The sequence below is a fragment of the Flavobacterium petrolei genome (assembly GCF_003314435.2).
Classification (GTDB): Bacteria; Bacteroidota; Bacteroidia; order Flavobacteriales; family Flavobacteriaceae; genus Flavobacterium; species Flavobacterium petrolei.
Window position 1 is genome coordinate 101,471 of record NZ_QNVY02000006.1, and the last position, 14,689, is coordinate 116,159.

Genomic DNA, 14,689 nt, shown 5'->3' on the forward strand with positions numbered 1-14,689 from the left:
AAGATTTAAAGATTTAAAGATTTAAGTATTTAAAGATTTTTGAAAAATTCAATTTAGTAGAAGTTCTGAATTTTTCAATCTTTAAATTTTTCAATCTTTCAATTAACTTATTACTCTAATCGTATTCTTCACCTCTTCAGCAATTCTTCGGGCTTCATTGATGTCTTCGTTTACTATGGTTACATGTCCCATTTTTCTGAAAGGGCGTGTTTGTTTCTTTCCGTAAATGTGAGGTGTAACACCATTCCAGCCTAATATTTTTTCGATGTTTTCGTAGACTACATTTCCAGAAAAACCTTCGGCACCAACTAAATTCACCATAATTCCGGCTACTTTACTGTCTGTATTTCCCAGAGGCAAATCAAGAATAGCACGCAAATGGTTTTCAAATTGGGACGTATAACTAGCTTCAATGGAATAATGTCCGGAATTGTGCGGGCGCGGAGCCACTTCGTTTACAAGGATTTCATCATCTTCGGTTTGAAACATTTCAACTGCTAATAATCCGACATGATTGAATTTTTCGGAAACATTCAATGCGATTGCTCTTGCTTTTTCGGCAACTTTATCATCAATTCGAGCAGGACAAATCACATATTCCACTTGGTTGGCTTCGGGATGAAATTCCATTTCTACCACAGGATAAGTTTTTATTTCACCAGAAGGATTGCGGCAAACGATAACGGCCAATTCATTTTTGAACGGAACCATTTCTTCGGCAATGCACTCTACGTTGGCTAAATTATCCAAATCCGAAATGTGTCGAATCACTTTTACGCCATTTCCATCATATCCAAATTCCGTGCATTTCCAAACAAACGGAAGTTTTGTTTTCGAATCCAGAATGTCAACAATTAGACTTTTTAGATTGTCAAATCGTTTATAATTTGCTGTCGGGATGGCATGTTGAATATAAAAATCTTTCTGAATTCCTTTGTTTTGAATGAGTTTCAATGTTTTTGGCGAAGGAAATACTTTTAATCCTTCTTCTTCGAGTTTTACCAAAGCTTCCAGATTAACCAACTCAATTTCGAAAGTCAAAACGTCTACTTTTTTACCAAAGTTATAAACGGTTTCAAAGTCCATTAAATCCCCATTGAAGAATTGGTCACAGGCAATTTTACAAGGCGCTTCATCACTTGGGTCCAAAACATAAGTTTGTATGTCGAATTTTCGGGTGTCAAACAATAGCATTTTGCCCAGTTGTCCGCCACCGAGAATTCCTAATTTGAAATCAGAAGAAAAATAATTCATGGTGTAGTTGTATGTTTACGCAAAGATACTTTATAATGATTGAATCCGAAAATTCAATTTATATTCTTGATTTACTCTTGAGTAGTCATTAGAAGGTAAAAAATAAAATGTTTTACTGGCATTTGCAATCAGGTATTTTTACGTGGTTTTGCGTAAAATTAAAATTGTTTATTTGCAGCATATCTTATAGTAATCATGTATTGTAAACATCTTTATGTTGTTGAAATCTGTTAAAAAAAACTAGTACAAGCAATAATGCAAAGTGATGTACTAAGTTTTTTATGAATTTGTTATATTATTATTTCACAATACTTTATACAGATTTTTTATTATAATATTTTGTTAATATTTTAAAAAAAAGTTGTTATTTCGCACTCAAATTAATGAACACAAACTTATGAAAAAAAACTACTTTCTCCTAATTATGGCGTTTTATTGTCTTTTTAGTGTGACACAAAAATCGTATGGGCAATTGAGTTTTGACTCAACACCTGTGACTACTGCTACGGTGGGAGCACCTTACACTTATTCCTCATTTGCTTCAGACGGAACTAGTAATGGACCAGCAATGACTTGTTCTACAAAGCCAGCTTGGATGAGTTTTGCCGCGACTGGTTCTACATCAATGCAAACTTTTGGTCCAACTATTTCAGCTCCTGGGGGTATTGCTGGAGATGCTGATGGCAATACCTATGTAGTTAGTAGTGACGGAACTGGGAGGTTTATCTATAAAATAGCGCCTGACGGAACTACTAATACAAGCTGGGCAGATGCAGATAATGGACTCATTTATGGAATGAATGTGGATGGTGGGTATCTTTATGTTTCGTATTATTATAATGATGTAACGGGTACTTCCTGTATAAAGAAAATTAGTTTGGCTGATCCGGGTGCCGGACAAACGCTGGTTTATGCTCTTAATACTACTTCTGGTTTGCTATCGCTTGTTTTTAGAGGGGGATATATTTATTGTGCTGCTTATAACCAAGGCCAAATTTTAAAAATTGACCCTGTCACAGCAACTGCAACGGAGTATGTTTCCGTACCAAATCCTTGGGGATTGGGTTTTGATACTAGTGGTAAATTATTTATTGCAAGCTTTGGATCAGGCACCATTTCCACTTATGACGGTGCTACTTTGAGCGTTGTGAAATCTGGTTTGGCAAGTCCAACGGATGTGAAAATTGATGCAAACGGAAATGTCTATGTTTCTTTTTATTCGAATGGAGGTATAATAAAGTATAATGCAGGACTAACAACGGAAATTATCTTAGTGCCTACGGACGGTATAAATCAGATATTGGGAATGAATTTGACTCCTACAGGGTCATTGGTGTTTGGTATTTATAATCAAAATAAATGTGCTCGTTTAGGAACTGGAGCGGTGATTTCGGGTACGCCTGCACTGTCAGATATTGGTACTCATAATGTAACGATAAGAGCAACTAGTGCAACTGAGACTGTTGATCAGAGTTTTGTTGTTACGGTGCAAGGTCCACCAACACTAAGTGGTTTTCCAGATTTAAATGGAGCAGTAGGTACAAACTTGACACTTACAGATCCTACTTCTAACAGTGCAGGTGCTTTTACCTATACCAGTTCAAATCCCTCTACCGCAACAATAAGTGGTAATACGGTAACGCCTGTTGCGGCTGGGACAACAACAATAACGGCAACTCAGGCTGCATCTGGAAATTATACACAAGGAACAATAACTAGTGTGCTTACTGTCACCACTTGTGCCACTCCTGTTGCCATTACAAAAGACATTATAGTTCAACTGGATGCTGCAGGAAATGCCACAATTGTTGCATCTGACGTGGACAATGGCTCGACTTATGCATGTGGAATTGCAAGCATGAGTTTAGATAAAACAACTTTCTCTTGTACTGATGTTGGTGTAAATACAGTAATCTTAAAAGTTACTGATGTTAATGGAAACGTTGCTAATCAATCTGCGACAGTTACAGTTGAAGACAAGATTGCTCCGATATTTACAAGTATTCCAGAAATAAATGTGAATACTGATTTGAACACATGTGGTGTTGTAGTTACTTACACAAAGCCTTTAGTTAATGACAATTGTGCGGGTAATTCTAATGTATTGTTGATTTGGGATGAAATAAACTCAAATACAACAAGTTTACAGAACGCATTGATTGCAGCAGGAAATACAGTAACACTTAGTGCTACCTCAGAGACTGCATACAATGGTACGAATCCTGCTTTAACAGGTTTTGATGCTGTTGTTCATTTAAATGGGACAACTTTTGGAACTGCCATGCCAATAGGAGGTCAAAACGCAATACTTGATTTTGTTTTAAATCAAGGTAAAACATATGTTACAGATGAATGGTCCGCTTATGAGGCCGATGATGCTGGTACAATGGCAGCGATGAAAGAGATAATTGTTTTGCAAAGAAATAGTGGTTTTACAGCTTCAACTACTTATACGCAGGTTTCTTCTCAAGCATCACATCCTATTCTTGCTGGCGTTCCTACTTCATTTAATTTGCCTGTAGCAGATGGAAATATTGGATTTGCAAGAGTGTATTCTAGCAATCAACCTATAGTATTGATGACTTCATCTCAAGGAGATGCTGTTGCTGTTAGGGAGTTTTCAAATGGAGGAAAGGCGATTGGTTTTCAAAACGCAGGAAATTACGATGGTTCAACAGTCTTGTCAGATGTGAACATTCAAAAATTGTACAGTAATGCAGTTAGTTATGGTGCAATTGTACAATTGACTCAAACAGCAGGTTTAGTATCAGGTTCTCTTTTTCCTGTGGGCACAACAACAAATACATTTACAGCTACAGATGGAAGTGGCAATATGTCAACAACAAGTTTTGATGTGGTTGTAACAGATAATCAACTTCCTATTATAGCTTCAAATGGGGATATAAATGTAAACACAGATTTAGATACTTGTGGCGCTACAGTTGTTGTTTCGGCAACAGCAACAGATAATTGTACTGTTGGATTACCAACGGGAGTTCGTAGTGACGGTTTATCGCTAGATGCACTTTATCCAGTAGGTACAACCACTATTAAATGGAATGTTTCAGATGCTAACAGCAATGCAGCAGTGGAGGTTATTCAAACCGTAGTTGTAACGGATAATCAAGTTCCAGTTATTGTTTCCAATGGAGATAAAAATGTTAATACAGATGTAAATGTTTGTGGAGCGGCAGTAGTTGTTTCTGCAACAGCGACAGATAATTGTACAGTTGGAGCGCCAGCAGGAGTTCGTAGCGATGCTTTGGCATTGAATGCAATTTATCCAGTGGGAACAACAACTATTAAATGGAATGTTTCAGATGCTAACAGTAATGCAGCAGTTGAAGTTATTCAAACCGTAGTTGTAACGGATAATCAAGTTCCAGTTATTGTTTCCAATGGAGATAAAAATGTTAATACAGATGTAAATGTTTGTGGAGCGGCAATAGCTGTTTCTGCAACAGCGACAGATAATTGTACAGTTGGAGCGCCAGCAGGAGTTCGTAGTGATGCTTTGGCATTGAATGCAATTTATCCAGTTGGAACAACAACTATTAAATGGAATGTTTCAGATGCTAACAGCAATGCAGCAGTTGAAGTTATTCAAACAATAGTTGTAACGGACAATCAAGTTCCAGTTATTGTTTCCAATGGAGATAAAAACGTTAATACAGATGTAAATGTTTGTGGAGCGGCAGTAGTTGTTTCTGCAACAGCGACAGATAATTGTACAGTTGTATCGCCAACTGGGTTAAGAAGTGACGGAGAATTACTTTCGGCAGTTTATCCGGTAGGGATCACAGCGATTACTTGGAATGTAAGTGATAGTAATGGAAATGACGCGGTAGCAATAATTCAAACAGTAACCGTGGTTGATAATGAAGCTCCAGTTGTTGTTACTAAAAATATCACAGTTCAACTAGATGCTTTAGGGAATGCTACAATTGCTGCTGCTGACGTAAACGATGGTTCAATGGATGCTTGTGGAATAGATTTATTAGAATTAGACATAACTTCATTTACTTGCGCCAATATTGGTCTAAATACAGTAACATTAAAAGTTACGGACGTTAATGGAAATGTTACTTCAAAAACAGCAGTAATTACAGTTGAAGATAAGATTGCTCCAGTTGTAGTTACTAAAAACACTACGATTCAATTGAATGCTGCAGGAACTGCTTCGATAGTTGTTGCAGATGTGAACAATGGTTCAACAGATAATTGCGGAATCAGTTTAGTAGAGTTGGATAAAATGGCATTCACATGTGCTAATGTTGGGGCAAACACAGTAACATTGAAAGTTACAGATAACAACGGAAATATCGCTACTCAAACAGCTATTATAACTGTTGAAGATAAGATTGCTCCAGTTGTAGTTACTAAAAACACTACGATTCAATTGAATGCTGCAGGAACTGCTTCGATAGTTGTTGCAGATGTGAACAATGGTTCAACAGATAATTGCGGAATTAGTTTAGTAGAGTTGGATAAAATGGCATTCACATGTGATAATGTTGGAGCAAACACAGTAACATTGAAAGTTACAGATAACAACGGAAATATCGCTACTCAAACAGCTATTATAATTGTTGAAGATAAGACTGCTCCAGTTGTAGTTACTAAAAACATTACGATTCAATTGAATGCTACAGGAACTGCTTCGGTAGTAGCTGCTGATATCAATAATGGTTCAACGGATGCTTGTGGAATCAGCTTATTAGAATTAGATAAAAGTACATTTACTTGCGCTAATATTGGACTAAATACAGTAACATTAAAAGTTACTGATGTTAATGGAAATGTTACTTCAAAAACAGCAGTAGTTGCAGTTGAAGATAAAATGGCTCCAGTTGTAGTTGCTAAAAATAAGACTATTCAATTGAATGCAGCAGGAACAGCTTCGATAGTTGTTGCAGATGTAAACAATGGTTCAACAGATAATTGCGGAATCAGTTTAGTAGAGTTGGATAAAATGGCATTCACATGTGCTAATGTTGGAGCAAACACAGTAACATTGAAAGTTACAGATAATAACGGAAATGTTGCTACTCAAACAGCTGTTATAACTGTTGAAGATAAAATTGCACCAGTGGTAATTACAAAAAACATCACTGTTCAACTTGATGCATCTTCAAATATATTGATAGCTGCTGCCGATGTAAATAATGGTTCAACTGATAATTGTGGAATCAGTTTATTAGAACTCAATAAAGCATTATTCAGTTGTGCCAATGTAGGTGAGAATGTCGTTACTCTAAAAGTAACAGATAATAGTGGAAATGTTACTACTAGAACAGCTATTGTAACAATTGTTAATAGTCAGCCTAATTTAATTAGAAAACATTTTGACGATGTTATTTTCTTTGATAATAGTTCTAAAGCCTTCGTTGCTTACAGTTGGTATAAAAATGGAGTTTTAGTATCTAGTCAAACAGCTCAATATTTTAAAGATAGTGGAGTTCTTAATGGCACCTATTATGCTAAAGCTACAAAAATAGACGGAACTGTTGTTACAACATGTCCTTTGACGTTTTCTGCATCAATAGTAGATGAATATTTAAAGATTGCACCTAATCCGGTTAAGAGTAATGCAAGCTACCAAATCCTTACTAATGTAGATTCAGTTAAGTTGCAAAATGCTCGTATTACAGTTTTTAATATACTGGGAGTACTAGTGAACGATAAAATAGTTGATGGCATAACAACGGATATGATTGCGCCAAATACGGAAGGGATTTATGTGGTAAGAATGACCTTAACAAATGGCAAATACTTTACAAAAAACCTTTTGGTTAAAAATTAGAAATCAAATTATTAAGAGTATGAAATCCTCGTTTATTAGAGACGAGGATGGATTACTCAAATGCAATAAAAACAAATAAATATGAAATTTGATGTTAAATATATAGTAGGATTTGCACTAATTTTATTCTCTCAAGGAATTAAAGCGCAGTTTTATGTAGGCGTACAAACAGGAATAGGGAATATTCAAAGTGATGTAAAAGGGGTGAGGTCAGCCACTGATATTGGCGGAGCATTAAAGGCAGGTTACATATACTCATTGACGGATCACATAGGTATCGGGTCTGGAGTTGAGTTTGCCCAATATAAGCAAAAGGTGTTTTTAGAACAACCCTCAGCAACGCTGACTAATTTTGAGGTTGATCAAACTGGCTCGGCATTTTCTTATAGTGTGACTACAGGAAATTATAAAGAATCTCAAACCTTGCAGGCTATTCAGATTCCGCTTTTTGTGCAGTATAAAAAGAATATTAACAAAGGAATTGATTTCAATTTTAGGGCTGGTGTTAAATACTTCTTACCTGTAAATTACAAAATTGAGTGTTCAGCGTCATCTGTAAATGGGATTGCTTACTACCCGGATGTTAATTTATACATTGATAATTTGCCAGAATATGGTTTTGGGAATCAAACCAATTACGCTGCATCAGGCGAGTACAACACAAAAGGTATTTTGATGAGTACGTTTGAGCTAGGGTTTACTTTTAAAACTGGAGAAAAGAACGCTTTGTATGCCGCTATGTTTCTTGACAGCGGTTATGGAACAATCCTTGATCAAAAACAAAACGAGTCTTATTTAAGCTATAATCCAACATCAAGTACTGACAGAAAAGCAAACGGCTTGTATAGTACCGACAAAGACGCGACTATCAAACCGGTTGCATTCGGATTAACAGTAGGATTGAATTTTTAATAAATTTCGTTATGGTTTAAGATTTAGATGCTATAGTAGACCAAGCAGTAAAAAAAAACACAAATGAACGAAGGGTTTTTTGCTCTGATTTCAAAAGTATTTTAATTTAAAAATAATCAAAGGCTTTCTTTTTTATAAAGGCGGCCTTTTTTTGTTTCTCTTATGATTCAAGTCGACAATAAAGAGAAAGTAAAACAGTAGGTCGAATATTTATGAATTACCTCTAAATCCTTTAATGTTGAAAATGCTATTTTATTTTTTCGGAATTTATAGTACAAGATTTGTTGTAATTCATTTTTGAGTTGTTTTTTGTAGATTTCACTTAATAACAGAAATTAATGTCCATTTGTCAATTCACAAATCCGAATTCTGTATCTTTGCGCATTATTTTAAATACGAAAATAATGATACAACTTCACGATAAACAATTTGTTCCGTTTATTTCTGCCAAAGAAATAGAATTTGCCTTAACAAAAATGGTAGCTCAGATCGAAGACGATTTTGCGGATGAAACTCCAGTATTTGTTGGTGTTTTGAACGGTGCTTTTATGGTAGTTTCTGATTTTATGAAGCTTTACAAAAAACCGTGCGAAGTGTCTTTTATCAAAATGGCTTCTTACGAAGGGATTTCTTCAACAAATGAAGTGAAACAATTAATAGGATTGAACCAGGATTTAACGGGACGCACTGTCGTTATAATTGAAGATATTGTTGATACTGGAAATACTTTGGTGGAATTAAAACAGTTATTCAAGCAACAAAATGTAAAACATTTTAAAATTGCAACACTTTTTTTCAAACCGGAAGCGTATACAAAAGATATCAAAATAGATTATATTGGAATTAGAATTCCAAATAAATTTATCGTTGGTTATGGATTAGACTACAATGGATTAGGGAGAAATTTACCCGAAGTATATAAACTAAAAGAATAACTACACAACAACATGACTAACATTGTTTTATTTGGAAAACCAGGAGCTGGTAAAGGAACTCAAGCAGAATTTTTGAAAGAAAAATACAAATTAACGCATATTTCCACAGGTGATGTATTTCGTTTTAATCTAAAAAACGATACAGACCTTGGCAAACAAGCAAGAGTATATATGGATGCCGGCGATTTAGTGCCGGATGAATTGACTACAAAAATGCTGATTGATGAGGTAAATAAACATCCGGATACAAACGGAATTTTGTTTGACGGATATCCAAGAACAATCTCGCAAGCCGAAGCTTTAGATGCATTTCTTACTTCAATTGGTTCAAATGTTGCTGCAACAATTGCGCTTGAAGCCGATGATGAGATTTTAGTGCAACGATTATTAGAAAGAGGAAAAACAAGTGGTAGAATTGATGATCAAGATGAAGAAAAAATCAGAAATCGCTACCAAGAATACAATGAGAAAACTGCGCCTTTGATGAATTATTACGAGGAGCAAGGAAAGTTTCATTCCGTAAATGGAATTGGTTCCATTGCAGAAATTACAGAAAGAGTAAGTAACGTGATTGATAATTTATAGGAGCAATTCCAGCTGTACGTTACAAATCCTCGACAAAAACAACATTTTTTTTTACCTCCGGGCTTTTCACCACCATCTGGGCTATACTATTACGCATACAAAAAACCGATTTCAAAGAATTAGAAATCACATTTTAAGATATAAACGAATCAATTAAGAAATTGGAAATAGTAATAATATTTTTTCTGATACTGCTAAATGGGGTTTTCTCGATGTCGGAAATTGCATTGATTTCAGCACGAAAAAATAGACTAGAAACCGCAGCGAAAAAAGGAAATAAAAGTGCCAAAATTGCTTTGGATTTGGCAAATTCGCCCAATAAGTTTTTATCAACCGTGCAAATAGGAATTACCTTGATAGGAATTCTTACCGGTATTTATAGTGGAGACAAAATAACAAAAGATGTTGAAACTTTTATAAAAGGATTTGAAACTTTGGTACCTTACGCGCATCCTGTTGCTGTAGGTTTAGTAGTTGTTACTTTGACTTTTTTCTCTCTTGTTTTAGGGGAATTATTACCAAAAAGAATTGGACTAAACCATCCTGAAGCAATCGCAAAAGCAGTGGCTCTTCCGATGAAAATAGTTTCAATAGTTACTGCGCCATTTATTTGGTTGTTAACACATTCTACTGATTTTTTACTGGATGTTTTACAGATAAAACCAACCGCTGACGGGAAAGTAACCGAAGAGGAAATAAAGGCAATTATCAAAGAAGGAACTGAAGGCGGTGAAGTTCAGGAAATAGAACAAGATATTGTAGAGCGCGTTTTCCACATTGGAGACAGAAAAATAAATTCATTGATGACACACAGGAAGTCAGTGGTTTTTTTACCTTTGCATTCTGATAAAGAACAAGTTAGGGAGTTTATGCTCAAAGAATTACATTCTATTTATCCGGTTTACGGTGAAAATTATGATGATATCGTTGGGGTTGTAAACCTGAAAAATATTTTTGCTCATTTTGAAAATGAAAATTTCAATTTATCTTCAATAATGACTGAAGCTCCTTTCATGATGGAGCAAACTACGGCTTATATCGCTTTAGAGAATTTTAAAAAGTCAGGGATACATTACGCTTTTGTATCGGATGAATATGGTGTTTTTCAGGGAGTTATTACACTGAATGATATTCTTGAAGCTCTGGTAGGTGATGCTTCTGATTTTTATAAAGATGATTTTCAGTTGATAGAAAGAGAAGATGGAACATGGCTGGTTGACGGACATTATTCATTACATGATTTCTTGACCTACTTTGAATTAGATGAATTAATCAATGATTATGAAGTAACAACAGTAAGCGGATTAATAATGACTGAACTCTCTCATATTCCAAAACAAGGGGAGAAATTAGTCTGGCAAAAATTTGAGCTAGAAGTTATCGATATGGATGGCGTGAAGATTGATAAAGTGATGGTGAAGGCGATTAAATTATAAAAATAGATGTACGTTGGAAGTTTGAAAGTATTCAAGCTGAAAGTTGAAATCTGAAATTAAAAAAAATGACAGAAGGGAATTTTGTAGATTATGTTAAAATATATGTTTCATCCGGTAAAGGTGGAAAAGGATCTACGCACTTGCACAGAGAAAAATTTATTGAAAAAGGTGGACCTGATGGTGGTGATGGAGGTCGTGGAGGACATGTATATTTAGTTGGGAATAAAGGTCTTTGGACATTATTTCACTTGAAATTCGCCAGACATATCAAAGCAGGAAATGGCGGTGATGGTAGTGGTGACAGAAGTACAGGTGCTGATGGTGATGATAAATTCATCGAAGTGCCATTAGGAACCGTTGTAAAAGACAAAGAAACAGGAGAAATATTATTTGAAATTACCGATGATGGTGAAAAACAAATTCTTTCTCGCGGTGGAAAAGGTGGTTTAGGTAATTGGCATTTTAGAAGCTCAACGAATCAAACGCCAAGATATTCTCAACCGGGATTGCCTGGAGCAGAAAAGGATGTAATTCTAGAATTAAAAGTATTGGCTGATGTAGGTTTGGTAGGTTTTCCTAACGCAGGAAAATCAACACTATTATCGGTTTTAACATCTGCCAAACCAAAAATTGCTGATTATCCGTTTACAACTTTAAAACCAAATCTTGGAATTGTAGCTTACAGAGATTTTCAATCTTTTGTAATTGCTGATATTCCTGGAATTATTGAAGGTGCTGCCGAAGGGAAAGGTCTTGGACATTATTTCTTGCGTCACATTGAACGTAATTCGACTTTATTATTTTTAGTTCCAGTTGATACTCCGGATATCAAAGCGGAATACGATATTTTGGTAAACGAATTGACGAAATACAATCCTGAAATGCTGGACAAAGAACGTTTGTTGGTGATTTCAAAATGTGATATGCTTGATGATGAGTTAAAAGCAGAATTGAAAACCGAACTAGATGTAGCTTTTAAGGATGTTCCTTATATGTTTATTTCTTCTGTAGCTCAACAAGGTTTAACAGAGTTGAAAGATAAATTATGGAAAATGTTGAATGACTAATTCTTGATTTTATTTACATAATTTAAACCGTCTCGTATACAATGCGAGACGGTTTTTTTGTAAAAAATAGTTAAACCTTTCACATACTTGGAGAGTTACAATTATAAATTTCGCTATTTTTGAAGAATGAAACATATTTTTTATTTATTTGTATTTCTACCAATTATGATATGGGGTCAATCTGATTTTGATAAAGCAGAAAAACTATATAGGGCGAATAAAATGGATCAAGCCGAGTTGGTTTTTGATTCTGTTTTAAGATCCAATCCATCGGATTTAAAAACGATTGAGTATTTGGGAGATATTGCAGGTCACGGTAAATCTTGGGATAAAGCGATTGGATATTATAAGAAACTCAAGCAACTAAAACCTTCAGAGGCTAATTATCATTATAAATATGGCGGAGCTTTAGGGATGAAAGCCAAAGAATCAAATAAATTCAAGGCGCTTGGAATGATAGATGAAGTGAAAGCTTCTTTTGAAAAAGCGATTAGTTTGAACCCAAAACACATTGAATCACGATGGGCTTTGATAGAAATATACATTCAATTACCCGGAATTGTTGGCGGAAGCGAATCTAAAGCTATAAAATATTCCAATGAATTATTGCGTCTGTCACTAGTTGATGGTTATTTGTCAAGAGGTCATATTGACGAATATTTTAAAAGATATGCAGCTGCAGAACAACAATATAAAAAAGCTATTCTTGTAGGAGGTTCCAAAACAAGTTACCAAAAGTTAGCCAGCTTGTACAAGAACAAAATGCGTGATCCTGAAAAGGCAAAAATAATACTAGAAACGTATAATAAAAAAAATCAGGATTGATTATAATTGCTCCTGAATCCAAAATCTATAAACCAAAATTAGAATGCGTACACATTTTATAGCTATCGGCGGAAGCGCTATGCACAATCTGGCCTTAGCACTTCATAACAAAGGATATCAAGTTACGGGAAGTGACGATGCGATTTTTGAACCTTCAAAATCAAGATTAGATAAAAAGGGAATTTTGCCTCCAGAATTAGGTTGGTTTCCTGAAAAAATAACTCGAGAGATTGAAGCAGTTATTCTTGGAATGCATGCAAAAGCGGATAATCCTGAATTATTAAAAGCTCAGGAATTAGGACTGAAAATATACTCTTATCCGGAATTTCTTTACGAACAATCCAAAAATAAAACACGTGTTGTTATAGGCGGTTCTCATGGAAAAACAACGATAACTTCAATGATTTTACATGTAATGCACTATCATGACATTGCTGTAGATTACATGGTTGGCGCACAACTGGAAGGTTTTGATACGATGGTTCATCTTACGGAGGAGAATGATTTTATCGTTTTGGAAGGAGATGAATACTTGTCTTCGCCAATTGATCGCCGACCTAAATTTCATTTGTACCAACCAAATATTGCTCTAATTTCAGGAATTGCTTGGGACCATATTAATGTTTTTCCTACGTATGAGAATTACGTTGAACAGTTTGAAATTTTTATTGGCAAAATTACAAACGGTGGGATTCTCGTTTACAATGAAGATAATGCTGAAGTAAAACGTGTTTCAGAAGCCGCAACAAACCCAATTCGAAAATTAGCGTATCATACCCCAAAATATTCTGTAAGTGATGGCGTGACACTGCTCGAAACTCCGGAAGGCGACATGCCAATTGAAGTTTTCGGAGCGCATAACCTTAATAATTTGGCTGGAGCCAAATGGATTTGCCAAAACATGGGTGTTGATGAAGCTGATTTTTATGAAGCCATTGCTAGTTTTAAAGGTGCTTCAAAACGATTGGAAAAAATCGCAGAAAGCAAAACAAAAGTTGCCTATAAAGATTTTGCGCATTCACCAAGCAAAGTGGCTGCAACTACGAAAGCGGTGAAACAACAATATCCTAATCGAACTTTAGTGGCGTGTTTAGAATTGCATACGTACAGCAGTTTGAATGCTGAATTCCTAAAAGAATACGAAGGCGCACTGGAATATGCTGATAAAGCAGTTGTTTTTTATTCACCCGATGCGGTAAAAATCAAACAGCTGGAAGAAGTGACTTACGACCAAATAGCAAATGCTTTTAATAGAAAAGATTTGATTATTTATACCAATCCAATAGATTTCAAAGATTACTTATTTAACCTGAATCTTGAAAATTCTGCTTTGTTATTAATGAGTTCCGGTAATTACGGTGGATTAAACTTTGACGAAGTAAAGGAATTAGTAAAATAAAAGTGATATGAATGACACTGTAAGAATTTCTAAAACTACGAGTGAAAACCCGGATTTTGTTAATCTGATTGCCGCATTAGATAAGAGTTTGTGGGAGCGTTATCCTGAATTGAAAACAAATTATTGGGGTAATAATATTTTGGAATTAAATCCAAATGTTATTGTTGTTTACTTGCATGAAAAACCTGTCGCTTGTGGTTGTTTCAAAAAATACGATAAAAATGCAATAGAAATAAAACGTATGTTTGTTTCACCCGAAGTTCGAGGAATGGGTTTGGCACAAACTATTTTACTTGAATTAGAAGGTTGGGCACATGATTTAGGATATTCTTTTTCTGTTTTGGAAACGTTATACAAACAAAAAGAAGCGATTGCTTTATATCAAAAAACGGGATATACCATAGTTGATAATTACGAGCCTTATGTAGGTTTAGAAAATAGTATTTGCATGCGGAAACAAATTTAAACAACAA

The 14,689-nt window shown here is 35.1% G+C and carries 10 protein-coding genes; 9 read left to right on the forward strand and 1 reads right to left on the reverse strand.

Annotated elements, in window-relative coordinates:
• Window positions 1-102 precede the first annotated feature (102 nt).
• Window positions 103-1,254 carry a 5-(carboxyamino)imidazole ribonucleotide synthase gene (locus tag DR871_RS14905; protein WP_113666953.1) on the reverse strand — a complete coding sequence of 384 codons (1,152 nt, stop codon included), beginning with the start codon at window positions 1,252-1,254 and terminating at the stop codon, window positions 103-105.
• A 397-nt stretch (window positions 1,255-1,651) separates the two neighbouring features.
• Between DR871_RS14905 and DR871_RS14910 the strand changes: the two genes are divergently transcribed.
• The 9 genes from DR871_RS14910 to DR871_RS14950 all read left to right on the forward strand — a co-directional run bounded on the left by DR871_RS14910 (window position 1,652) and on the right by DR871_RS14950 (window position 14,682).
• Window positions 1,652-7,057: a hypothetical protein gene (locus tag DR871_RS14910; protein ID WP_129752552.1), complete on the forward strand. Its 5,406-nt coding sequence runs from the start codon at window positions 1,652-1,654 to the stop codon at window positions 7,055-7,057.
• An 81-nt stretch (window positions 7,058-7,138) separates the two neighbouring features.
• Window positions 7,139-7,969, forward strand: a complete 831-nt coding sequence (locus DR871_RS14915; protein WP_113666955.1) for a hypothetical protein — start codon at window positions 7,139-7,141, stop codon at window positions 7,967-7,969.
• Between the two features lie 404 nt (window positions 7,970-8,373).
• The gene (gene hpt, locus DR871_RS14920; protein ID WP_113667043.1) at window positions 8,374-8,904 is read left to right on the forward strand and encodes a hypoxanthine phosphoribosyltransferase; all 531 of its coding nucleotides are present in this window, start codon (window positions 8,374-8,376) and stop codon (window positions 8,902-8,904) included.
• Between the two features lie 12 nt (window positions 8,905-8,916).
• A complete protein-coding gene (locus DR871_RS14925) occupies window positions 8,917-9,489 on the forward strand; it encodes an adenylate kinase (protein ID WP_113666956.1) in 573 nt (190 codons plus the stop codon).
• Window positions 9,490-9,650: 161 nt separating this feature from the next.
• Window positions 9,651-10,925 (forward strand): hemolysin family protein, encoded by a 1,275-nt coding sequence (locus DR871_RS14930; protein WP_113666957.1) that lies wholly within the window; start codon window positions 9,651-9,653, stop codon window positions 10,923-10,925.
• Between the two features lie 65 nt (window positions 10,926-10,990).
• Window positions 10,991-11,992, forward strand: a complete 1,002-nt coding sequence (gene obgE / locus DR871_RS14935; protein WP_113666958.1) for a GTPase ObgE — start codon at window positions 10,991-10,993, stop codon at window positions 11,990-11,992.
• A 165-nt stretch (window positions 11,993-12,157) separates the two neighbouring features.
• On the forward strand, window positions 12,158-12,817 hold the full coding sequence (locus DR871_RS14940; protein WP_242497131.1) for a tetratricopeptide repeat protein: 660 nt from the start codon (window positions 12,158-12,160) through the stop codon (window positions 12,815-12,817).
• A gap of 43 nt (window positions 12,818-12,860) precedes the next feature.
• The gene (locus DR871_RS14945; protein WP_113666960.1) at window positions 12,861-14,216 is read left to right on the forward strand and encodes a UDP-N-acetylmuramate--L-alanine ligase; all 1,356 of its coding nucleotides are present in this window, start codon (window positions 12,861-12,863) and stop codon (window positions 14,214-14,216) included.
• Between the two features lie 7 nt (window positions 14,217-14,223).
• Entirely contained in the window at window positions 14,224-14,682 is a 459-nt protein-coding gene (locus DR871_RS14950; RefSeq protein WP_113666961.1) for a GNAT family N-acetyltransferase, read from the forward strand.
• Window positions 14,683-14,689: the final 7 nt, after the last annotated feature.

What these genes read in the sequence shown, in the direction of transcription:
- DR871_RS14905 (WP_113666953.1), bottom strand. Translation starts at nt 1,254, where the DNA reads ATGAATTATTTTTCTTCTGATTTCAAATTAGGAATTCTCGGTGGCGGA.
- DR871_RS14910 (WP_129752552.1), top strand. Translation starts at nt 1,652, where the DNA reads ATGAAAAAAAACTACTTTCTCCTAATTATGGCGTTTTATTGTCTTTTT.
- DR871_RS14915 (WP_113666955.1), top strand. Translation starts at nt 7,139, where the DNA reads ATGAAATTTGATGTTAAATATATAGTAGGATTTGCACTAATTTTATTC.
- hpt (WP_113667043.1), top strand. Translation starts at nt 8,374, where the DNA reads ATGATACAACTTCACGATAAACAATTTGTTCCGTTTATTTCTGCCAAA.
- DR871_RS14925 (WP_113666956.1), top strand. Translation starts at nt 8,917, where the DNA reads ATGACTAACATTGTTTTATTTGGAAAACCAGGAGCTGGTAAAGGAACT.
- obgE (WP_113666958.1), top strand. Translation starts at nt 10,991, where the DNA reads ATGACAGAAGGGAATTTTGTAGATTATGTTAAAATATATGTTTCATCC.
- DR871_RS14940 (WP_242497131.1), top strand. Translation starts at nt 12,158, where the DNA reads ATGATATGGGGTCAATCTGATTTTGATAAAGCAGAAAAACTATATAGG.
- DR871_RS14945 (WP_113666960.1), top strand. Translation starts at nt 12,861, where the DNA reads ATGCGTACACATTTTATAGCTATCGGCGGAAGCGCTATGCACAATCTG.
- DR871_RS14950 (WP_113666961.1), top strand. Translation starts at nt 14,224, where the DNA reads ATGAATGACACTGTAAGAATTTCTAAAACTACGAGTGAAAACCCGGAT.